Consider the following 23,498-nt stretch of genomic DNA (forward strand, 5'->3'; position numbering starts at 1 on the left):
CAAAGGAACGGTTGTTCTAATTAATCAAATCTGTTAGATTATTAATATAGATAGAATACTTACCAATGTATTCATAGCGGACGTCAAATAGAACCCTATTTCAATATTTGGAGGTGAAATCCTAAATGAGTAAATTATCGGATCATTTTTTGATTGAATCCTATTTTAAAGCTATTGAATTAAATTTAAGCTCAGACTTTATTCTTCTATTGGAAAATGAAATCCGTCGCCGCACTTCGATCAATGCCTTAAAACTTTCTTCATGACTCTCCCACAGGCCCTGAATGGGGCTTTTTCTTTTTTCTAAATTATGTAGTTTTGGGATTCTAACTCCCCATTTTCTCCAGTAATAATCCATTATACAAATTCTCGAAGTTTCAATCATACAAAAATTCTCATCAGAATATTTCTTCCCTAATTGGAAAACCTATATCCAAAGGAGGGAAAATCTTTATGAAAAGGAAATCAGATCACGATAAAGCACAGGAAATCACAAATAATATTCTGAAGAAAAACTCGAAAAATAGAACTACAAAAAATAAAGAAGCTGACATGCGATTTGAAGCAGGAGAAGGATTTGATAGCTTTGACTTCTCCCCCGAAAGTTGGAAAAAAGATTAGGTACAATATGAAAAGAAGCCGACAAATATTCATCGGCTTCTTTTCATAATTTCATAAAATAATCCTCTGGACTTTCCGTAATGAATGAGTGTCCTGTTATCAGTGATTCATTATTTAATTCAATATAGAGTTTGTCGAGTTGCTTGATTAAAAAATCTCGATTTTTCTCTTCAATAATTAACTCAATTTCATACTGATGAATCCCTGCTTGTTCTGATCCGTAAACAATCTTTCCAAAAAGCGTCAGTTTCTCACCCATGATATTCAGTTGGAATTTCAAGAGCATTTCGGTACCCACCGGCAGTTTTACATTTGATAAAAAACATAACCGATCCGGTTCAATGTTTTCTAATAAGACCTTCTTATTTCCCAATTGAACTTTTCGTCCGTTCAATTCACTAATCGTCATCATCGCTTCTAGCGGATACTGAAATTCAATTGTGAAGTTTTTAGTTTTATCTTGATTCATTTCTTCTTCACTTATATTTCTTACCTGCCCCTCAAGCATTTTTAAAAATTTTCTTGGCGGAACTGGTTTACTATATAAGTATCCTTGAATCCAATCGCATTTCAGATCAGCCACGAATTTTTCTTGCCTGACGGTTTCGACACCTTCCGCCACGACTTTTATTGAAAGTCTTTGTGCTAATTGAATGATTGACTTTACAATTTCCGTGCTGATCTTCTCATTAGGTATGCCTTGAATGAGTGCGCTATCCAACTTCAAGATTGATGGTTTAATGTCAATTAATTTATTAAAAGATGCATAGCCAGTACCAAAGTCATCAAGCGCTATTTGTACACCAAGCTTTCTAAGTTTGCTTAGCTTTGTTAACATTTTCTCTTCTTGTTCAATTGTTGTACTTTCCGTAATTTCAATTGTCAGCCATTCTGAGTCAAGATTATAATCTTCCAATATGCACTCAATCATGTTGACTAAATCGGGCTGAAGAAACTGGACAATGGACAAGTTCACCGATGCTCGAACAGGATGTCCAGCTTTATGCCATGAACTCACGTTTTTACAAACATTTTGCAATACCCATTCCCCAATTTGAATGATTAACCCCGATTCTTCTGCTAACGGAATGAATTCATTCGGTGGAACTAGTCCCCAATCGGGATGGTTCCAACGTAGAAGCGCTTCCACACACTCTATTTCTTTAGTTAACACATTAATGATTGGTTGGTAGTGGATTACAAATTGATTGTTCTGCAACGCTTGCTGAAGCTCATTTCTTAAGGAAAAGACCTTATATGTACCGACATTTGCAGTCGGAGAAAAAATATGGTAATTGCCTCCATTGCCTTTTTTGGCCAAATATAATGCTAAACTAGCATTTTTCATTAATACAGTAGTAGTCTCTCCGGATTCCGGATAAATACTGATTCCAATACGAATTGTAATAACGAGATTATAACCGTTTACATTAAATGAGCTTTCAAATATCCGGAGTATATCATTGGCCAACTCTTCGATTGTCACTAACTCATTAATATCAGTCGTTAAAATTGCAAATTCGTCTTCATTGATCCTAGCGAGTAGGTTAATGCACGAACCTAATTTACTTTGGATTGTCGCTGCAATTTTAATTAATAATCTATTGGCTATTTCACGACCGATTAAATCCATTAAAAACCTGAGTCCATCTAAATTCAGGTGAATGATTGCATACTTTTGATTTTCAGATGCATTTATAACTGATTTCAAGCGTTTTTCAAAAGCGCGCAAATTTGGCAAACCAGTCAAATCATCATGGTAAGCCATCCTTTGGATTTCAAGTTGCTGATTTTTATTTTCTGTTATATCTAGAAAGTTGCAAATAACCCCTGCTATACTGGAATTGTTCAACAGGTTTGTGCAAACCACTTCAAAGTATCGCCACTCCCCCTTTTTATGTTTTATCCTGAGTTCGATCGTGAAAGGCGTGTTGGGCCTTTTAATAATTTCCTCGAATTTATAATTGAATAAATCTATGTCATCTGGATGTATTAATTCAACAATACTTCTTCCTGAAATTTCTTCAACTCTATAACCTAGCTTCTCTTCAATCGATGGATTTTCTATGACAATTATTCCATCTCGATTAATGATGCCAATGATTTCATGCGCATGATGAATCAAAGAGTCAATTTTTTCACTTTTTTTCTGAATGAAATTTTGCAAAGTTACTTTTTCAGATACATTGTGGGTTAATCCGTAGAAACCAATTATCTCGTTGTTTTCTTTGATGGGTACAAGAGATATGTCGATATTAATCAATTTTCCATTGGTATTCATAATTCTAAAGTCGAAATACTGAGGTCCTTCTTTTAATCCTTTTAAACGATATTTTTGCACTTTTTTCAAATCTTTTTCATATACAAACTTGCTATATTTTTTCCCGACCACACGCTCATATTCCATACCGAATAACTGGTCATGCTTTCCCCTGATTTTAACGATTATTCCATCCGAATCGATGATAAATAAAATGATATCTGGGGAGTTTTCGAACACTTCCGGATATGAATATTTTTCTTGTTCTAAATACTCTTCTAGTTTTTTTCTTTTATTCAACTGTGAAAGCATTCAAAAACCCCCTATCGTGCTTTTTATGTAATTTTTCAAGCTATCTTTATGTTATCATAATATTCGACACACTAATACAATGAACATCAATTCTCATCATAAAAATGCAAAAAAGCATCGTTCAAGAACAAATTCAATGTTCTTGGCGATGCTTTTGAATTTAGAGATTGCAGCGAGTTTTAACAGCTTGCATGACTTCTTCAGCAGTTCCCATTTGAATTGCCTCGTTCACAAGCTCTTCCATGTCGCTTTTCTTCAGACCTTTGATTTGTGTTCGAGCTTTTAGGATGGATGTTGCGCTCATGGAGAATTCATCAAGTCCTAGTCCAAGTAAGAGAGGAATCGCGATTTCATCTCCGGCCATTTCGCCGCACATACCTGTCCATTTCCCTTCACGATGGGAAGCGTCAATAACCATTTTAACCAAACGTAAAATCGCAGGGTTATATGGTTGGTATAAATAAGAAACGCGTTCATTCATACGGTCAGCCGCCATTGTATATTGGATTAAATCGTTTGTTCCGATACTAAAGAAATCGACTTCTTTTGCAAACTGATTAGCAAGTACAGCTGTCGATGGGATTTCAACCATAATTCCGATTTCAATGTCTTCGGATATAGCCGTGCCCTGATCTTGGAGTTTTGCTTTTTCTTCCTCTAAGATTGCTTTCGCTTCACGGAATTCTTCAAGTGTCGCGATCATCGGGAACATGATTTTCAAGTTACCATATGAACTAGCACGCAATAATGCCCGTAATTGGGTACGGAAAATATCGAGCTCTTCCAAACATAATCGAATCGCGCGGAAACCTAAAAATGGATTCATTTCTGTAGGAAGATTTAAGTATGGAAGTTCTTTATCGCCGCCGATGTCAAGCGTACGCACGACGACTGGTTTTCCGTCCATTCCTTCAAGCACTTTTTTATATGCCTCATATTGCTCGTCTTCTGTCGGGAGTTGGTCTCGACCCATATACAAAAACTCTGTACGATACAGGCCAATTCCTTCTCCGCCATTATTCGTAACGCCTTCTAAATCTTCAGGCGTACCAATATTTGCAGCCAATTCAACGTAATGGCCATCAGCCGTTACAGTTTTTTCATTAACTAATTTTGCCCATTCCAATTTTTGCTGTTCAAAGTTTTCTTGTTCAACTTTGTATTCAGCAATGATTTCATCTGATGGGTTAATATGAACTTTGCCATTTAGACCGTCGATAATAATGATGTCGCCGTCTTTAATTATTTCTGTAGCGTCACTAGTCCCGACAACCGCAGGAATTTCTAAAGAACGAGCCATAATAGCAGAGTGGGACGTTCTCCCTCCGATATCAGTCGCAAACCCTTTAACAAAATTACGGTTCAACTGAGCTGTATCAGATGGTGTTAGATCTTCGGCGATAATGACAACTTCCTCGGAAATCTCACTCGGATTCACTACTTTTACGCCGAGTAAATGAGAGAGAATTCTCTTTCTCACGTCGCGAATATCGGCAGCGCGCTCTTGCATGTATTCATTATCCATTTGTTCAAACATCATGATGAACATATCCGTCGTTTCTTCCAACGCATGTTCAGCATTTACTTGTTCAGTTTTTATTTTATCTTCAATTGGAGCTATTAATTCGGGATCCGTTAGAACTAATATATGCGCATCAAAAATAGCAGCTTCTTCAGCACCAAGCTCTTTTTTGGCGATTTCCTGGATGGACTCCAGTTCACCTTTCGTAATCGCTATAGCAGACTGAAAACGCTCAACTTCTATTTCTACATCGTCAACAGTGTTTCTGCTGAAAGTCAAATCAGGTTCAACAAGACAATATGCTTTTGCAATTGAAATCCCGCTTGACGCAGCAATTCCTTGTAATACGCTCATTATTCAGCTAGACCTTCACTTTTCAACGTATTTTCCAGTGCATCCAATGCATCCTGTTCGTCTGATCCTTCCGTGCTGATTTTAAATTCTTCGCCCTTTCCAATTCCTAGGGACATAACACCCAAAATCGATTTCAAGTTAACTTTCTTATCGTTATGGATTAAATTTATATCAGATTGAAATTTATTTGCTACGCTAACTAACATAGATGCTGGACGTGCATGAATCCCCGTCTCATCGATAACTTTAAATGATTTTTCTGCCATTGTATTCAAACTCCTTCATAATAATATTAATTTAGTTTTACTGTTTTTTTAACGTTCCCAATATCCCATACTACCATAAGTGCCTAATAAAGGCATGCATTAAGCGATAGCAAAAACTAGTTTATTTCAGTAATGATTCAACATGCTTAATAACATTTTCAACTGTGAATCCGTATTCCTCGATAACCTTTTCTCCTGTTGCCGAAGCACCGAATGTATCGATTCCCAGCATAACTCCTTGGTCTCCGATAAAACGTTCCCACCCGAATGATGAGGCCATTTCAATTCCAACACGCGCTGTTATATGCGGAGGAATGACTTCATTTTTATAGGCTTGATCTTGTTTTTTAAAACGGTCCCATGATGGAACACTAATCACGTTGACATCGATACCTATTTCTTTCAGCGCTTTTTGAGAAGCCACAGCTAATTGAACTTCAGAACCAGTCGCAATTAACAATGCATCGGGAGTATCTTTATCTCCTTTACTAATTACGTAGCCGCCTTTTCTAACGCCATCATAGGCAAGTTCTTTCGTGCCTTCAAGTGTCGGTAATCCTTGCCTTGTCAGGACCAATGCTGTTGGTTTGTTTTTCGATTCTAATGCTAGACGCCATGCAGCTTGTGTTTCATTGCCATCTGCTGGGCGAATTAATGATAGTCCTGGGAGCGTTCTAAGTGAAGCTAATTGTTCGATTGGCTCATGCGTAGGGCCATCTTCTCCAACTGCGATTGAATCATGTGTGAATACATATGTAACTGGGACATTCATAAGCGCAGAGAGACGCATAGCTGGCTTCAAGTAGTCGCTGAACACAAAGAAAGTACCTGCATATACTTTCAACCCCCCGTGCAATGCCATTCCATTTAATGCCGCCGCCATCGCAAATTCGCGAACACCGAACCAAATGTTTCTCCCTGCATAATTGTCGCGAGTAAAGTCTTCTTCGTTATTGATCATAGTATTGTTAGAACCAGCTAAATCCGCACTCCCGCCAATAAAGTTAGGAACTGTTTTCGCAATTGCATTCAGAACTTCTCCTGATGATGCTCTCGTTGCTAAAATATCTTTACTCGCTTTATAGACTGGTAAATCCTTTTCCCAATCCAAAGGGAGTTCGCCTTTAATCGCTAACTCAAATTCCTCGGCAAGTTCTGGATAGTCGGCTTTGTAAGTTTCATGTATTTGATTCCACTCTGCTTCAACTTCGGCTCCACTTTCACCGATTTTATTGTTAAAATCAGCGTATACTTCTTCTGGTACATGGAAGGGTTCATGTGTCCACTTATAATAGTCTTTTGTAAGTTTCACTTCGTCTTCACCGAGCGGAGCTCCGTGAGAAGCAGATGAATCTGATTTATTTGGTGAACCGTATCCGATAATTGTTTTCACTTCAATTAATGTCGGTTGCGTTGTATTTGCTTTTGCTTCTTTAATCGCATTTCTTAATTCATTAACATCATTTCCATCTTCAACACGAATCACTTGCCAGCCGTATGCTTTGAAGCGTTGTTCCGTATTTTCTGAGAAGGAACGATCTAAATCTCCATCTAATGAGATATCGTTGGAATCATAGAGTGCAATAAGTTTTCCCAGTCCTAAATGACCTGCTAAAGACGCCGATTCATGAGATATTCCTTCCATTAAATCTCCGTCACTAACAAGGGCATATGTATGATGATCTACAATTGCCAAATCATCTTTATTAAACTTAGCTCCTAAATGCGCTTCTGCCATTGCCATTCCGACGGCCATCGCAATTCCTTGTCCTAATGGTCCTGTCGTTGCTTCGACACCGTCCGTATCATTCACTTCAGGATGACCGGGCGTTCTTGAACCCCATTGACGGAAATTCTTTAAATCATCGATTGTTACGTCATAACCCGATAAATGAAGCAAACCGTATAGAAGAGCTGAACCATGTCCTGCGGATAGAACAAAACGGTCTCGGTTAAACCATTTGGAGTTTTTAGGATTATGGTTCATAAAGTCTGTCCATAATGTATAAGCCATTGGAGCTGCCCCCATTGGTAATCCTGGATGACCCGAATTGGCTTTTTCAATTGCATCAATTGCTAAAGTTCTAATTGCATTGATTGAAAGTTGTTCAGTGGAAATCGTTGTAGTTGTTGGCATCGTGGTATCTCCTTAAGCAGTATTTTGAAGTAGTCTTACTTTAATCGCTTCTTAATCTAATTCTGGATGGAAAAGAACTTTCCCGTAGAATCCATCCCTGTTAATGATTTTAGTAAATGTTTCAGGTCCTTCATGTAAATTCAGTCGATGCGTAATCATCGGTTTGACATTGATTTGTCCCGTGCTCATGTAGTGGACCGTCGTGCTCCATTCTTTACCAGGGAATGGTGCTGATATCGCATTCCATGAACCTAACACCGTTAATTCGTTTCGAACGATTTTTTCAAAGTAAAAACGTTCCACATTTACGTCGCCATAAGGGATGCCCATAAAAACAACTTCCCCGCCTTTTTTAGGTAACGCGAATACTTGGGCTGATGTAATCGGCGAACCAGCGGATTCGATTGCGACGTCGACACCTTGACCATTTGTGTGTTCCAACAGCTGTTCGTGTGCCGGCTTTTCTAGCGAATTAATGAGCACGTCTGCGCCAACTTCTTTCGCAATTTCAAGCTTCTTTTCATCGATATCAATCGCATAAACTTTTTTCGCGCCAAATATTTTTGCCCATTGAATCGCTAATAATCCGATATTGCCACAACCCATTACGGCAACTTCATCACCTGGCTGCATTGTTGTCCGGTTAAATCCATGAACGACAACAGCCGATGGTTCAATCATTGACGCCGTGCCATACTCAACATTATCTGGAATTGCTACTAGATTTTTAGCAGGCAATTTCACAAATTCTGCAAATGAACCAGGATGTCTTGCACCGATAACCGTTAGTTTTTCACAGCGTGAAAGTTCTCCTTTTTTACAGCTTTCACATTTCCCACAATAAAAAGTAGGGCATCCCGCAACACGGTCGCCGACTTTGATACCTTTGACACCAGAACCGACTTCCGCCACTTCTCCCGCAAACTCATGCCCGAAAATCATGCCTTCTACATATGGGCCTAGCTTGCTGTAACGAGAAATATCGGATCCGCAAATTCCTACTGCCTTTACTTTTATGATTACGTCATCTTCTTTTTCTAGGACTGGTTTATCAGCCTCTTCAAAACGAATATCCTGTACGCCATAAAGTTTTAATGATTTCATCTATTTCACCTACTGTTTTTTATTAGTTATCTGTGTCGCTCTGTGCATGTTTTTTCTTGTTAAGATTAATTTATATAAAGCGAATCCAACAATAAGCGTGTTAAGAATCACTTGATTTTCAAAATAAAAACTTCCTATTGAACGCATGGGCCCCAACATAAAATCTAGGAATACATCCATCATTGTTTAATCACCCTCATTTCTGATAACAAATCGAACGATTAAGACTTTTTCTTAATCGTTCATTCTGTTTCATGTAAAAATTTAATATGATGCTGTAGACGTTTGACCTGAAATGATCGCAATTGCTCCGCTCGTACCAATTCGGTTTGCACCAGCTTTAATGATGTTTATCGCATCTTCATATGTTCGAACTCCGCCAGCTGCCTTCACTCCAAAATCATTTCCAACAACAGATCTTAGAAGTTGAACATCTTCAACCGTTGCGCCGCCGCCATTAAAACCTGTTGCTGTTTTAACAAAATCAGCGCCAGCATCCATGATCAACTTACAAGCAGTGATTTTTTCTTCATTTGTTAATAATGCTGTTTCAATAATAACCTTCGTTGTCAATCCTTCTGATGCTCGGACAACTGCAGCAATATCGTCTCTTACAACGTCAAACTCTTTTGATTTTAAAGCGCCTAAATTAATCAGCATATCGATTTCAGTTGCACCATTTTGAATAGCTTCCTTTGTTTCGGTCACTTTTGTATGCGTTGTAGCGCCTCCCAGTGAGAAACCAATCGGAACCCCGACTTTGATATTATGTGGGGATAGCAATTCAACTGCATGCTTCACATAATAAGGGTTTACAAAAACCGTATTAAAACCATGCTCGATGGTTTCATTACAAAATAGTGTAATATCATCTTTCGTTGCCGTAGGTGTTAAAAGCGTATAATCAATCATGTCGATGATTTGTTGATTAGTCATGGAAATAGCCCCTTTTCATAAAGTTATTTATTTAACAGGAGTTAATAAAACCTTGATTGCTTCGCCGCTCTTAATTGCCCGGTAAGCTTTGTCCCATTCTGTAATGTCAAATACATGCGTTACCAATGATTTTGCATCTACTAAACCATCATTCATTAAAGCTAGCGATGGACCCCAGTCAGCTGATTTTTGACTTCTGCTTCCAACAACACGAATTTCTTTTTGAATGATTTTCTCAAGATCAAATTGAATTTCAGGTTGGGCAAAAAGACCAACTTGACAATACTGTCCTTTTTTACGTAAAAGATCCAAGCCTTGTTTCGCTGCCGGAACCGCGCCCGAACATTCAAACACAAGGTCTGCACCGTAACTATCAGTTAAACTATTGACGAATTCCTTGAGATTTTCTTCCTGCGTATTAACCGCATAGTCAATTCCTAATTTTTTCGCTTTTTCTAAACGGACTTTATCGTTTGTTAAACCGGTAATAATAACAGTAGCCCCGCGGCTTTTTGCAACTTGTGCAGTTAATAAGCCAATCGGACCCGGTCCAATAACAACAGCAATATCACCTTCATGAATCTCTGTTTTCTCTACCGCATGATGGGTGCATGCTAATGGCTCAGTCATCGACGCCGATTGATAATCAACATTTTCCGGAAGAAGATGAACGCTTTCTTTACGAGCGATAAGATAATTCGTAAAGCCACCGTCCTGTTGCGTCCCAAGGCCTTTACGATGATTACAAAGATTATAGTCACCGGAATTACAATAATCACATTCTCCGCAAATATAGAAGGTTGTTTCGGAAGTAACACGGTCACCTGGTTTGAATTCAGTAACCCCTTCCCCAACTTCAACAACTTCTCCTGAAAATTCATGTCCTAATGTGACAGGCACGGCGACATTGTAATGCCCTTCATACGTGTGAATATCTGAACCGCAAACTCCCGCATATTTCACTTCTATTTTAACTTGGTCTTTACCTGGCGTAGGTTCCGGTCTGTCTTGAATTTCTAGATTTCCAAATCCGAGTTCGGTTTTCACTAATGCTTTCATTTGAACCCCTCCAGCCGCTTTCTAATTCTTCTATATTACTTAAATACTTTTTAATTAAATATGCTAAACAATTTATAGATGACCCAGTGAACGATGTTACCGCCTTGGTCAATACTAGAAATCATTGCTGAGTTTTCGGGCATATTGAAATTAATATCCACAGCCATTTGGGTAAACATCGGTGCAAGATCTGTTGCTATGTATAAAGAAATCGCTATCATGATTGCACCAACAAGAACCGAATGAACGATATTTCCTCTCGCTGCACCTACGATGAATGCAACTATAAACGGAATCGTAGCTAAGTCACCAAACGGAAGTACTGCATTACCAGGCAAGATAACTGCAATCACAATAGTAATTGGAACGAGGATCAATGCTGTTGAAATAACAGCTGGATGTCCCAATGCTACTGCAGCGTCGAGTCCAATATAAATTTCTCTATCTCCAAAACGTTTATTCAACCATTCACGTGCCGATTCAGAAACGGGCATTAACCCTTCCATTAAAATCTTAACCATACGTGGCATTAAGACCATTACGGCAGCCATAGCCATTCCGATTTCAATTACCTCACCAACGCTATACCCCGCAAGTACTCCGATTCCAGCGCCAAGGAATAGTCCGATGAAAATTGATTCTCCGAAAATACCAAAGCGTTTTTGAATTGTTTCAGGATCTGCATTCCAATTTTTCAGTCCGGGAACTTTTTGCACTAATCGGACTAAAAAGATACCCGGTGCATAGGAAATTGTACTACCCGTCGCAATTGAAATACCTGGTAAATCATAAAATTCACCCATCATTGGAGCTGTCCAGTCCGCCACTTTCAGACAAACGACTTGGAATAATACTGCAGCGATTAATCCTTGAATAATACTTCCTGAAACTGCATAAACCATTGCTGCCATGAACGTATAGTGCCAGAAGTTCCAAATATCTACGTTCATCGTTTTCGTTGTTTTCGTAACTAGCATCACAACGTTAACCAGTAATCCAAGTGGAATAATAAATGCAGCCACTACAGATGCCCAAGCAATTGATGAGGATGCAGGCCAACCTACGTCAATAACATTTAAATTTACCCCTAACCGTTCAACCATGCCTTGTGCAGCAGGTCCAAGGTTAAATACAAGTAAGTCGATAACTAAGAAAATACCTACAAAAGCTACTCCAATTGTTAAGCCAGAACGAAATGCTCTACCTGGTTTTTGTCCGAAAAATAAACCTAGAAAAAATATTGCGACGGGTAAAATTACAGTTGCTCCTAATGCTAAGAAGCCTTGTAGAAAATCGACAAAACCTTCCATGTTCTAATCTCCTGTCTATTTAGTATAAATCTCGATTTCTACTAAGAGAAATCGAGATCATTATTCTTGTAAACTGACAAATTATTTTTGTAGTTCATCCAAGATTTGTTTTTTTGTATCTTCCATACCAATTCCTGTCAAGAACGCACGCGCGTTAATTACTGGGAATGGATATTCTTTTTGTGTCATTGCTGTTGTGACGAGTAAATCAGCTGTATCTTCATAAGCACCGACTTCAGTGATTTTAATTTGAACTAAGTTCACTTTAATGTTGTTCTCTTTCGCCATCTCTTCAATTGCATTGTTAACAACTGTTGATGTAGCAATTCCTGCGCCACAAGCTACTAATACCTGTTTCATTATTGGCCACCTCCTTCCAATGCAAAATCTAATTTAGTTGCCAATAAATTAAGTATTTCCGACTTATCATTTTCATTCGCAAGCTGAAGTAAAATCGCTTCATCCTGAAATATTTGCATTAACTTTGTTAATAGGCTGAGTTGCGAATCTGTTTTATCCATAGCTAACATGAAAACCAATTTCACCGGCGTTATTTCGGTTGGATCACCCATCACGCCAAAATCGACTGGTTCTTTTAATACAGCAACACTCATCGTTTTCTTACTGACATGTTCGATATCTGTATGCGGAATCGCTACGGACACCCCCATTGTTGGTAATCCTGTTGCATATTCCTGTTCTCTGGCAATTATTGCTTCTGTAAAGGATTCTTTAACTAATCCTTTTTCTACTAGATTTTTTGCCATTGCACGTAATACGTCTTCTTTAGTGCTTCCTTCTAAATCCAATAATATAATTGATTCACTAAAATATAAATTGCTCATTTCCGCACCCCTTAAACTGTCAGTTATCAATAGAATACTTTTTTATAATGTCATAAATATCTTCAATCGATTGCGATTGTATCATTTCATATCGATCTTTTTCTGATTGTGCTAATTTCATCAATTGTGTTAACGCCCTGAAATGTTGTTGTTTATCTTTTGCGGCGATAATGACAACCAAGTTAATTATGTACTTTTCTCCAAACTTGACGCCCTCTTCTAGTCTCAATAAACTCATTGCCACATCATTGACGCCTTCCTCAGGCGCCGCATGCGGGATTGCAACATTAGGTGCTATGACAATATAAGGGTCTTTTTCACCTTGATTAATAATTGCTTCAACATATTCCGGCTTAATATGACCACTTTCGACGATTGGCTTAGCGCACAATCGAATCGCTTCTTCCCATGAAGAAACCGCTTTCCTTAATGTGATTTTACTTGGTGCTAATAAATCGCTTAAATTCCTAGCGGAAAGTTTTAGTTCATCATTGAAAGCTGTTGACTTGCCATCCCGAACTACATAATCACGCAATTCTTTTTCCAGCGACTTTTCATCCTCAATAACCGCATGCTTTTTCACGATTTGGAGTATCTCGTCGATATTGACTACGAAAGGGATATACCCATGTAAATCAAGCATGACTTGCTTCCTAAGTCGATTTTTCTCTTCACGTTCAAGAAACGAGCTAGCAAGAAATAACTTTTTATCAGTTTCTAAAAAAACAGGAGAGAAGACAACGTCAAAGTCTAGTTCAAAATTATAGAAGTCCCGTACAGATAGTGAATCAAGAAAAGCGAATTCTGGAAACAACTCTCGTAATTCACTAAACATTAATCTTGATACAGATACACCTTTCGGACAGACAACAATTGCTTTTGTTTTTTCTTCGAGATTTTCACCTTGTCGCCTTAACCATCCACCAATTAACATCGTTAAATAAGCGGTTTCACTTTCTGGAATAGCATGTCCGATTAATGTTGATAATGGTTTTGTCGACTGACTTACAAGATGGTGCAGCTCTTTTAATTCTTTTTTGATTAGTGAATAGCTGATGTCATATACTTCTGTCAGCTGATATTTAATCCGGTAATAAGCCGGTTTCATATGCAGCAGTATCTTAGTTATGAGCTCTTCCCGATCTTTCAAGTAAATCGCTGCGCTTTTTTCAAACAATCGCAACATATCCTCAACTGCTTGTGCTAAATTAGGAACTTCATCGTCTGTTAATGTTTCGGACCAATAGACGTTTGTCGTAAGCAAATGCAAGGTGATGAACAAACGCTCTATCATCGGAATGTCTTGATGATCAAATAATAATTCCTCTGTTGCCTGATACTCCTTCGTTCCTGATAATTCCTTGTATGGAATGGAAAATGAAGTTTTCAATGTATTGATTTTCACCCTGTGTAATACGAGTAAAAGTGTATAGGGCATTGTTTCAATTTTTTCATCTGTAAATTTGAGGCTCAGCTTATTTTCAATCTTTTCAAGGCGTTGCCTTAGTTCATTCAACTCGGCTTCTTTGATGTTGACCAGTGCTTGAATACGACTTTTCCCATTGGGAATTTCAATAATCTTGTAGAAAATATTTATTAATAGTTTTCGAATCGAGAACTCTTCACCTTCGATTAAATACCCATGTTTTCTAGAGTACCGAATGGTTACGTCATAGTTGTCTACTAATTTTCGCGCTTCATTTAAATCGCTCAAAACAGTATTTTTACTAACGTCTAATTCACTTGTGAAATGAAAAAGCGAGAGTTCCTCTTTTTTACACAGGAGCATTACAATAATCAAATACACTCTCTGTTGTTCAGTTATAATATTCTGATTTGCAGATCCAATCGTCTTTGTATTACTGAACTCCGATAAAATCAAGTAATCAATTATAAAATGACCTTGTCGAGTTCGCTCGATTGCAGGAAGACTTTTAAATGCAAGCCAATTATTGATTTTGTCGAAACTGTATCCTAGTTGTCTACGAGTTAAATCATACTCTGCTTCTAACTCCTTACTAGTAATACTAGGATTACTTATCAATTCATCGAAAATCGTACGACTTCGAATATCAATTTGCATAGCGCCCCTCCTTCTGTTTAAAGCATATCACGGCACATCCAAACGTTGTACAAATTTTCAGCACAATTTTTTAGGATTACATTGTACATCATTGTGCTTTGTGTTTGAGTGGTTTGTTTGAAGAGATTTTCAGGTGTTGAACGGAGGCTTGGTGTCAGAATCAAAATCAAAAAAACCGCCAACAGGAAACTTTTCCTGTTGGCGGTTTGACAATATTATTTAATACGCTCTTCCGTCTCTTTGTCGAAGAAGTGTGCTTTACTAAGGTTGAAAGCGAAGTCGATTGTTTGACCAGCTGTTGCATTGAAACGTGCATCTACACGTGCAACGAAGTCTTGGTCATCCACTTTAGAATAAAGAACAATTTCTGATCCCATTAACTCGGCTACTTCAATATGCGCACTGAATTTTGTTTCTGGTGATGATTTAAGGTAAAGTGGCTCGTCATGGATATCCTCTGGACGAATACCAAGAACGATATCTTTTCCGACATAACCTTGATCACGAAGCGTTTTAAGTTTTCCTTCTGGAATTTCAACTTTAACGTCGCCCATAACAAAATGGTTGCCTTCGATTTTACCGTTTAAGAAGTTCATGGCAGGTGAACCGATAAATCCGCCAACGAAAATATTGTTAGGGAAATCATAAACTTCTTTCGGTTCTCCCACTTGTTGGATAATACCGTCTTTCATAACAACTAAGCGCGTAGCCATCGTCATTGCTTCTGTTTGGTCATGTGTAACATAAACAGTTGTTGTTTGCAGACGAGCGTGTAATTTTTGAATTTCTGCACGCATTTGTACACGTAATTTAGCATCTAAGTTTGAAAGTGGCTCATCCATCAAGAAAACTTCAGCGTCTCGAACAATCGCTCGTCCTAGTGCAACACGCTGACGTTGACCGCCCGAAAGTGCTTTTGGTTTACGATCCAGAAGTTCTTCAAGTCCCAAAATCTTAGCTGCATTGTCTACACGCTTTTTGATTTCGTCTTTTTTGAACTTGCGAAGTTTCAAGCCAAACGCCATATTGTTGTAAACATCCATATGCGGATAAAGTGCGTAGTTTTGGAATACCATCGCGATATCGCGGTCTTTCGGCGCTACGTCGTTTACTCGTTTATCCCCTATGTAAAGATCGCCTTCAGTGATTTCTTCTAAACCAGCAATCATACGAAGGGTCGTAGATTTTCCGCAACCAGATGGACCAACTAATACTAAAAACTCTTTATCGCGAATTTCTAGGTTAAAGTCCTTAACCGATACAACATCTTTATCATAAACTTTCTTGATTCCTACTAATCTAAGCTCAGCCATTCCCATTCCCTCCAGTTATGTAAGTGCTTTCATTTGCTGCTTTAAGCATACAAGATTGGTTGGATTATAGTAATGGTAGATATGCACAAAGTTTCAGATAGTTACTGTGCAAGATTACATTGTTGAAAATAGTGGGCCATTTACTGTCATTATCGTACAGGGAATTTCCCCCTGATAAAACACTGTTCCCAGGGATTCACTCATTTCCTCGCCAACATCGCAAGATAAACCGGCATGGCGTGTTGAAATTGGCGGACGTCTATGCCTGTTTTCTCCAAGAAACGATCTAGTCGATATTGCAAACTGTTTCTATGCATATAGAGTTCCTTCGCGGTTTCTGAAATGTTTAAATTACATTGTACAAATGTTTCAATCATTTTCAGCGTATCTTCATCATCGAGATATTCTTGTAAAATCGTTTTACTTATCTCATCGCGCAGCTCTGGTTCTGTTTGATGGATCAATAAGTATGGTATTGCATCAACATAGGTCACGACAGGCTTATTCGTATAACCAAACACTGTTTTAGCATCATTCGTCAGCGTTTCGAAGTGATGATTGATTTCCTTTAAATCTTCTTTAAAAGGACCCACAAAAAAATTGATATTCACATAAAGATCACTCATAAGGACATCAATGATTTGATCATAGGATAGGTTCTCATCGCTGTCTTGCTGCTTTTCAATAATGATTCCTTCACTACCATTTTTCCATAAGATCGGAACTCTTTTTGCAAACAATTCATGGATGGCATCATTAAATAAGTTGGGGCTAATTTGATTTTCCGAGATGAAGAAGTAAACAAATCGAAAAGAAGAATCTAATTCGAATGCATTATCAGTTGGCTCCTTCGACTGTATAACCTGTCTCCACTTTTCTTCCTCTTCCGTTAAAATAGGAAGCTCTATATTATAAGGAACCAAAAAAGCCTCTAATAAAGAAATATCTTTCGAGGTTAATTCATCTTCATGAATGCCAATAACTTCATGGTTACCAGTGACAAACCATTTATAGTTTTGATCTAATTTATTTTTTCCTTCATTATATACAATAAGGGTCGAGTAAACTTTTCTAAGTTGATTAATCATGGGAACGCCTCTTTCAATTTCATTGAAAACTTATAGAATTTTCTATTTCCACACTAATAATAACACACTAGCTTATTATTTCTTGTATATAATATTTTCGCCAATAAAAAAAGCTAAACTATCCGTTTAGCTTTTTTACCTTCTAAATCATTTATTCACTTTGATCGTTAATCTTTTTAATGATGCTTAAATCACACTTTGGTTGACGATCGTACGTCAGCAGGCCATTTATTTCTTGTTCTACATCCGTTAACTGCGTATAACAAAAGCCTTGTACGACTTTGGAATTAAACAATACTTCCGTCATTTTTCTATACTGTTTAATCAATGCTTCTCCTGAATTAACGGCACTATAACCCCAGCCATCTTCTAGTTCTTCTTGTTTTTTATCATACGCAATGCCGCCGTATTCAGTAATCATAATAGGGACGCCGTTGTATTCGAAGCCTTCTGCATAAATCGGTCGTTGAGCGGAGGTCGTGGTGAGTGCCGACTCTAAAGTTTCATAAGCTTGCTCCAACTCTTCTGCCGACCTGTAATTATGAATCCCGCAAATATCAGATATAGTATGCTCCCAACCTTCATTAGATAACACAGGCCTCGTGGTATCGAGCGACTTCGTTAAATAATACATACTTAATGAATGATGTTGTTGTTGCTTTTCATAAGCGACTCGCGATATTCCCCAACTTTCATTTAAAGGGACCCAAACGACAACACATGGATGATTATAATCTCTCTTGACAGCCTCAATCCATTCCGCATTCATGCGCTGAGCCGCTGCTTCACTATATTCGGAGCAGTTCGCCATTTCTGCCCAAACCAGAAATCCTAACTTATCTGCCCAATAAAGAAATCTTGGATCTTCAATTTTCTGGTGTTTTCTAGCTCCGTTGAAGCCCATTTCCTTCGCTAATTCAATGTCGCGTTTCAAAGCCTCATCAGATGGCGCAGTTAATAAGCCGCCTGGAAAATAGCCTTGATCGAGTACTAATTTTTGATAGTAGTCCTTATTATTCAACATGAACTTTCCATTTTCGATGGATACTTTCCTCATTCCGAAATAGCTACTGATCGTATCCACTACTGTATCTTTTTTCAGGAGTTCGATTTCAACGTCGAATAGGTTCGGGCTTTCCGGCGTCCAGTACCATCCATGATCGTGAATATTACTACGATCCGTGAAACGATTTCGTATATTATAGCTTCTCTTTGTATAACCTTCAAAGATTTTTGTAGTATCAGAGATGATTTCTTGGCCTTTAAACGAAATAGAGATTTGCATCGTCAAATCGTCTTCAATATCGCCGAGAATTTCTGTTTCCAAATCGATATCCCCTCTGTCAATTTGAGGAGTCCACCTAATTGTATCAATCCGACTTTTATTGACAGGTTCTAACCAAACTGTTTGCCAGATACCAGTCGTTCTCGTGTAAAATATGGACGCTGACTGTTCATGCCAATATTGTTTGCCTCTTGGAATCGTAGCGTCCTCCGAAGGATCTTCAACCCGCACGACAAGATTGTTATCCCCTTCTTTCAAGACATGCGTAATATTCGCAGAAAAAGGTGTATTTCCACCTTCATGAAAAGTTACCATTTCTCCATTCACGTAAACCCACGCTCTGTAGTCTACCGCGCCAAAATTCAAAAGCAGCTCTTCTTCTTTCCAGTTTGATGGGATTGTAAAGTTACGTTGATACCATACAACATCGTGAAATGTAGGATCGCCAATTCCACTATGTTCAGCTTGGTACGCAAAAGGAACATTTATCTTCGTTTGTTTTGGAAACGAGTTGTACCATTTTTCTTTCAATCCTATTTCATTATCGTCAAATGCAAAGTTCCATTCGCCATTTAAATTTAACCATTCATTTCGTTGGAACTGTGGTCTTGGGTACTCTTCAATTAAATATGCCATGATGTTAACCTCCGTTGTTATTTAATACCTGTCTGAGTAATTCCTTTTATTAACTGTTTTTGTCCGATCAAAAAGATTATTAAGATCGGTATTGTCGCAATTGTCGTCAACGCCATTAATTTTCCATAAGAAGAAACAAAACTACCTTGTTGCATAATCGCAATTCCCGTAGTAATTGTTCTCATTTCAGGTGTATTCGTTGCGACCAAAGGCCATAAGAAATCATTGTATATTTGCATGAAAGAAAATATAGCTAATGTCCATAAAACAGGCCGCGCAGACGGAATAACGATTCGGATAAATATATCCCATTTATTAGCGCCATCAAGTCGTGCAGCTTCTTCCAGTTCCTTAGGAAAACCTCTGAAAAATTGATAAAGTAAAAACACGCCGAAGGCATTTGCCGTATATGGAAAAATTAACGCAGCATAAGTGTTTAATAAACCTAAGTTGCTAAACTGCATATATAGCGGTAAAAAAGTGATAACAAATGGAATCATTAATGTACTGATAAATAGTGGAAACAATACTTTTTTAAAAGGAACATCGAGTCTGGCAAGACCGTATGCTGCCATCGCGTCAATCGCAACGATAATGAGCGTCCCGGCTATTCCAACAAAAATAGAGTTGAACATCCATTTAAATATTGGAACATCAATAGCCTGAGAAAGTAATGTATACGTGTAATTATCCCAAGTAAAATTCTTGGGGAACCAGTTTAACCCACCTGCAATTGCTTCGTAATCATTCTTAAATGATGTTGAAATCATCCAAAGAAGAGGTATCAGGAAAAGCACCGCTATTAGACTAGCCAAAATCACCAATAGTATTTTATTGCGTTTATTTCCCATTTCCACCTCTCCTTTCTTTTTTCGGATTGGATATTTTAAATTGAATAACCGAAATTGAAATCATGATCAATGCCATTAAAATCGCCATTGCCGATGCAGAACCTAATTCTCTTTGCTCAAAGGCTTGTTTGACAATCCCCATCAGCAGTACCTCAGTGGAATCTCCTGGCCCGCCTCTTGTCATTAAATATGGCTGACCATATACGTTAAATGAGGCGATTGTCGAAATAATAATGACAAATAACATTATCGGTCTAATCGTTGGCAGTGTAATATGTATAAATTTTTGCCATGCGCTGGACCCATCAATAGATGCAGCCTCGTAAATTTCTTCGGGGACTTCGTTTAGGGAATTTATGAAAATAATCATATTAAAACCAATCGTCCACCATATGGTTGCAGCTACTAGGGAAATCCAAGCGAATGGTTGTCTAGTTAACCATGGGACAGGATCGAATCCCAGATTCATTAAAAAGTTATTGAGTAAACCCGAGTTTGTATCAAGTATCCATAAAAATAGAATAGAGATAACAGAAACAGAAACGGCATAAGGTAGAAAGTAAACTGTTCTAAATATCCCGCGAAGTTTTTTCGGCAAATTACTCAGTAGTAGCGCTAACCCTAAGCCAACGACTACCAATAGAGGAACGGAATAGATGACAAATTGCAAGGTCTTCCATAGCCCCTCGAAAAATATTGAGGATAATACTGAGTCGGGATTAAATATTTTTGCGTAATTACTGAGTCCAACAAAAGGATGATCCGTGGCTAATAAGTTATAATCCCTGAAACTTATATAAACTCCATAAATTAAAGGAATAAATAAAAAGGATACAAACATTACTAGATAAGGCAGGACAAATAAAAATGAAGTAAAATTGGATTTCCAATTTCTTTTTTTCTTGTTATTTTCAATCTCAGCAGACAATAGCCCTCACCCCAATTTGATTGAGTTTTTAATAGTATAGCAGGGGCTCTATTCACGAGGAAAAGCCCCTGCTATTTTTATTATTAATTATTTATTTAAAGCTTGTGATGCTTTTTTCTGTGCTTCTTCAAGTGCTTCTTTAACATCTTTTTGACCTAATAATGCAGCATTCACAGCTTCCATTAGAGGATCGATCGCCATACCCCAGTTTTCTACATCAGGTGAGAAAGTAACGTAGTCAAATTGTTTTGCGACTTGTGGTGATTGAATATTGACTTCTTGGAATTCTGCACTTTCATAGACTGCTTTAGAAGCAGGCGCCTGCCCCGCATTTGACCAAGCTAGTGCATTATCGCCAACATAACGTAAAAAGTTTGTTATTCCATCAATTTTCTCATCATCAACACTAGTAGGAATCACGAAGTTATGAGAGTTAGCAAAAACCCCTTCTTGCACGGTACCTAATTGAGGGACCGTAGAAACTCCAAAGTTGAGCTCAGAATTCTGCCACTGTTCTAGCATCCATGGTCCATTGAAGTGCATAGCGCTTCTTCCTTGAAGGAATAATGTTATTTCTCCATCTTGCTGAATATCTTTCGGTGAAACACCGTATTTCTCAATTAAATCTACTTCAAACTGAAGTGCTTCAACTACCTCATCAGATGTAAAGTTAACCTCCCCGTCTTTATATAACTCTCCGCCAAATTGTTTTACAAGCGTCGGGAATATAAATTGTTGCGGCCAAAGTGTCGGAACTGCAAAACCATATTGGTTTTTATCTTTATTAGTCAGCTTTTCAGCATACTCGAGAAATTCTTCTTGAGTTGTTGGCGGTTGTTCAGGATCTAAGCCCGCCTCTTTGAACATATCTTTATTCCAATAAAACATGAGCGGGTGAATATCCAAAGGCACTCCATATACTTTTCCATCAACAGTTGCCGCTTCAATACCATTTTCATGATATTGATCAACGGAAATCTCTTCGCCCATCATTTCACCAATATCGCGCAAAATACCTTTTTCGGAATAAGTGTAAATTTGGTCGCCGTGCATAATTAACAAATCCGGAGTATCTTTCTTGCTGTTAATCGCCAAATCTACGTTTTTATAATACTCAGACTGCGGAACGATTTGAAGATTAACTTTGTACTCATCTTGGCTCTTATTATAAGCCTCTACAATTTCCTTCATGTATGGACCATCAGGACCAGAGAAAGGTGCCCAAAAACTTATCTCATTGCTCTTTCCCGAACTTTTACCTCCCTCTTCACTGCCACTGTTGCCACTACATGCTGCTAGGATTATGACTAAAAGTGTAGTCATAAAAATTCCAATCCATTTTTTATTACTCAACATAAATTTCACCCCATCTTTTATAGTAGTAAGACCTTTAAATCCAACAAGAATCATTGTAAATTATTTCACTATCAATCTATTGATACCAATTTCGTTTACGCAACTAATAAGTAAACTAACTGCTAAACAAACTAGCAGCAATTTTCCCGCAATATTAAAGACACCCCCCCTAAATCATAAAGCGCTTTCATTTCTATTTATAACACATAAACATGTTTCATTGCAAGTAATGTTGTAATAATAAATAATAGTTAATAGATAACTAGTTTCTAATCTAAATAAAAATGACTAACCACTAGGATTAGTCACTTACCTTCTCTTATATTTTAACTTCATCTCAATGCCTTGATTATGGTTCCCAAATTCCGGACCAAACAAATTCATTCCACCTTGATTCGCAGCGTCTTCTTTTATTCCTATTTTAAATGAAATATAAGGTCTTTCTTGAATCTTGAGTTCAGAAATTCCATACTGGTCAGAAATCTGGACACCGTCTAGGAAAACGCCTTTTTCAGTAATCTTCCATTTTTTCAATAAGCCATATTGAGTATGGTTTGTTAACCACCATCCGGGGGTTAGTAGCCCTCGTTCCCCACCAAAATCTCCTGGAGATGTCCATGTGCAAATTTCAACATCATTTACCCATACTGTAATATCTGATGGCCAATCTAATTTATACAACGGGGCTTCTGAACATATTTCAGCACTGAATTCAATATGCTCAGGCACACTACCGTCTGGTAGATGGTTTGGATAACGATATTCGATAAAACCTTTTTTGAAAAATAACAATTGGGCTCGATGTCGATTACTCTCATAGAACGCACGTGGATCATCATGCTTTCCGATATAATCATTTACACCAACCAGTCCGCAACTAGGCTCAATAACACAATCAAAATAATCCCCAATCGGCATATCATACACGACTGTATTTTCCTCATCGTTATCTTCCTGAGGACTAATGTCAATTATTATTTGATCATAGTTTCTAGTATTGATCTTTTGTGTACCTCGTCCAGGAACTAACTCCGTTGATATCAAATTAACCTCTTCTAATTTGTTGACGTTAAATGCAGCTGTTGAAAACGGTAAACCTAATCGTTCTGCTAATTCATTCACATTATGCGGCCGTTCACTCAATAGGCGTAATATAGCCATGCGATGTTTGTTTGAAACCGCTTTACTAACTTCTATCGCATCTTCAAACGTTAACTTTAACGTTCTCATTT

General features: G+C 37.9%; 20 protein-coding genes. 2 read left to right on the top strand and 18 right to left on the bottom strand.

The genetic code is table 11. The features are described 5' to 3' along the window. Positions 1-125: 125 nt before the first annotated feature. Both sda and G8782_RS06085 read left to right on the top strand, forming a co-directional pair. The gene (gene sda / locus G8782_RS06080; protein ID WP_172369975.1) at positions 126-266 is read left to right on the top strand and encodes a sporulation histidine kinase inhibitor Sda; all 141 of its coding nucleotides are present in this window, start codon (positions 126-128) and stop codon (positions 264-266) included. Positions 267-453: 187 nt separating this feature from the next. After that, entirely contained in the window at positions 454-621 is a 168-nt protein-coding gene (locus G8782_RS06085; protein ID WP_172369976.1) for a hypothetical protein, read from the top strand. Positions 622-664: 43 nt separating this feature from the next. On the opposite strand, the gene G8782_RS06090 is transcribed toward G8782_RS06085, so the two are convergent. The 18 genes from G8782_RS06090 to G8782_RS06175 all read right to left on the bottom strand — a co-directional run bounded on the left by G8782_RS06090 (position 665) and on the right by G8782_RS06175 (position 23,496). Beyond that, the gene (locus G8782_RS06090; protein ID WP_172369977.1) at positions 665-3,193 is read right to left on the bottom strand and encodes an EAL domain-containing protein; all 2,529 of its coding nucleotides are present in this window, start codon (positions 3,191-3,193) and stop codon (positions 665-667) included. A gap of 160 nt (positions 3,194-3,353) precedes the next feature. Continuing rightward, positions 3,354-5,069 carry a phosphoenolpyruvate--protein phosphotransferase gene (gene ptsP / locus G8782_RS06095; RefSeq protein WP_172369978.1) on the bottom strand — a complete coding sequence of 572 codons (1,716 nt, stop codon included), beginning with the start codon at positions 5,067-5,069 and terminating at the stop codon, positions 3,354-3,356. Continuing rightward, on the bottom strand, positions 5,069-5,335 hold the full coding sequence (locus G8782_RS06100) for a phosphocarrier protein HPr (protein ID WP_172369979.1): 267 nt from the start codon (positions 5,333-5,335) through the stop codon (positions 5,069-5,071). Before G8782_RS06100 ends, ptsP begins: the two co-directional genes overlap by 1 nt. Positions 5,336-5,456: 121 nt before the next feature. Continuing rightward, positions 5,457-7,472, bottom strand: a complete 2,016-nt coding sequence (gene tkt, locus G8782_RS06105) for a transketolase (RefSeq protein WP_172369980.1) — start codon at positions 7,470-7,472, stop codon at positions 5,457-5,459. 51 nt (positions 7,473-7,523) lie between these two features. After that, positions 7,524-8,576 (bottom strand): galactitol-1-phosphate 5-dehydrogenase, encoded by a 1,053-nt coding sequence (locus G8782_RS06110; protein ID WP_172369981.1) that lies wholly within the window; start codon positions 8,574-8,576, stop codon positions 7,524-7,526. Between the two features lie 264 nt (positions 8,577-8,840). Beyond that, positions 8,841-9,512 carry a deoxyribose-phosphate aldolase gene (gene deoC, locus G8782_RS06115; RefSeq protein ID WP_172369982.1) on the bottom strand — a complete coding sequence of 224 codons (672 nt, stop codon included), beginning with the start codon at positions 9,510-9,512 and terminating at the stop codon, positions 8,841-8,843. A 27-nt stretch (positions 9,513-9,539) separates the two neighbouring features. Continuing rightward, the gene (locus G8782_RS06120; RefSeq protein ID WP_172369983.1) at positions 9,540-10,571 is read right to left on the bottom strand and encodes a zinc-binding dehydrogenase; all 1,032 of its coding nucleotides are present in this window, start codon (positions 10,569-10,571) and stop codon (positions 9,540-9,542) included. Between the two features lie 50 nt (positions 10,572-10,621). Beyond that, positions 10,622-11,881, bottom strand: coding sequence for a galactitol-specific PTS transporter subunit IIC (locus G8782_RS06125; RefSeq protein ID WP_172369984.1), 1,260 nt, complete (start codon positions 11,879-11,881; stop codon positions 10,622-10,624). An 81-nt stretch (positions 11,882-11,962) separates the two neighbouring features. After that, positions 11,963-12,241 (bottom strand): PTS sugar transporter subunit IIB, encoded by a 279-nt coding sequence (locus tag G8782_RS06130; RefSeq protein ID WP_172369985.1) that lies wholly within the window; start codon positions 12,239-12,241, stop codon positions 11,963-11,965. Further along, a complete protein-coding gene (locus G8782_RS06135; RefSeq protein ID WP_172369986.1) occupies positions 12,241-12,726 on the bottom strand; it encodes a PTS sugar transporter subunit IIA in 486 nt (161 codons plus the stop codon). The genes G8782_RS06130 and G8782_RS06135 overlap by 1 nt, the downstream gene beginning before the upstream one ends. A 19-nt stretch (positions 12,727-12,745) precedes the next feature. Next, a complete protein-coding gene (locus G8782_RS06140; RefSeq protein ID WP_172369987.1) occupies positions 12,746-14,809 on the bottom strand; it encodes a BglG family transcription antiterminator in 2,064 nt (687 codons plus the stop codon). A gap of 215 nt (positions 14,810-15,024) precedes the next feature. After that, positions 15,025-16,122, bottom strand: a complete 1,098-nt coding sequence (locus tag G8782_RS06145; protein ID WP_172369988.1) for an ABC transporter ATP-binding protein — start codon at positions 16,120-16,122, stop codon at positions 15,025-15,027. 200 nt (positions 16,123-16,322) lie between these two features. Continuing rightward, positions 16,323-17,210: a PucR family transcriptional regulator gene (locus G8782_RS06150; protein ID WP_172369989.1), complete on the bottom strand. Its 888-nt coding sequence runs from the start codon at positions 17,208-17,210 to the stop codon at positions 16,323-16,325. Between the two features lie 151 nt (positions 17,211-17,361). Beyond that, positions 17,362-19,131: a glycoside hydrolase family 2 protein gene (locus G8782_RS06155; protein WP_172369990.1), complete on the bottom strand. Its 1,770-nt coding sequence runs from the start codon at positions 19,129-19,131 to the stop codon at positions 17,362-17,364. Positions 19,132-19,148: 17 nt separating this feature from the next. Beyond that, positions 19,149-19,982: a carbohydrate ABC transporter permease gene (locus tag G8782_RS06160; protein WP_172369991.1), complete on the bottom strand. Its 834-nt coding sequence runs from the start codon at positions 19,980-19,982 to the stop codon at positions 19,149-19,151. Then, complete coding sequence (locus G8782_RS06165) at positions 19,972-20,910, bottom strand: carbohydrate ABC transporter permease (RefSeq protein ID WP_246231552.1); 939 nt, start codon at positions 20,908-20,910, stop codon at positions 19,972-19,974. The genes G8782_RS06160 and G8782_RS06165 overlap by 11 nt, the downstream gene beginning before the upstream one ends. Positions 20,911-20,997: 87 nt before the next feature. Continuing rightward, positions 20,998-22,266 (bottom strand): ABC transporter substrate-binding protein, encoded by a 1,269-nt coding sequence (locus G8782_RS06170; RefSeq protein WP_172369992.1) that lies wholly within the window; start codon positions 22,264-22,266, stop codon positions 20,998-21,000. A 309-nt stretch (positions 22,267-22,575) separates the two neighbouring features. Beyond that, positions 22,576-23,496 (bottom strand): ArsR/SmtB family transcription factor, encoded by a 921-nt coding sequence (locus G8782_RS06175; protein WP_172369993.1) that lies wholly within the window; start codon positions 23,494-23,496, stop codon positions 22,576-22,578. Positions 23,497-23,498: the final 2 nt, after the last annotated feature.

The sequence above is a fragment of the Sporosarcina jiandibaonis genome (genome assembly GCF_013184495.1).
GTDB lineage: Bacteria > Bacillota > Bacilli > Bacillales_A > Planococcaceae > Sporosarcina > Sporosarcina jiandibaonis.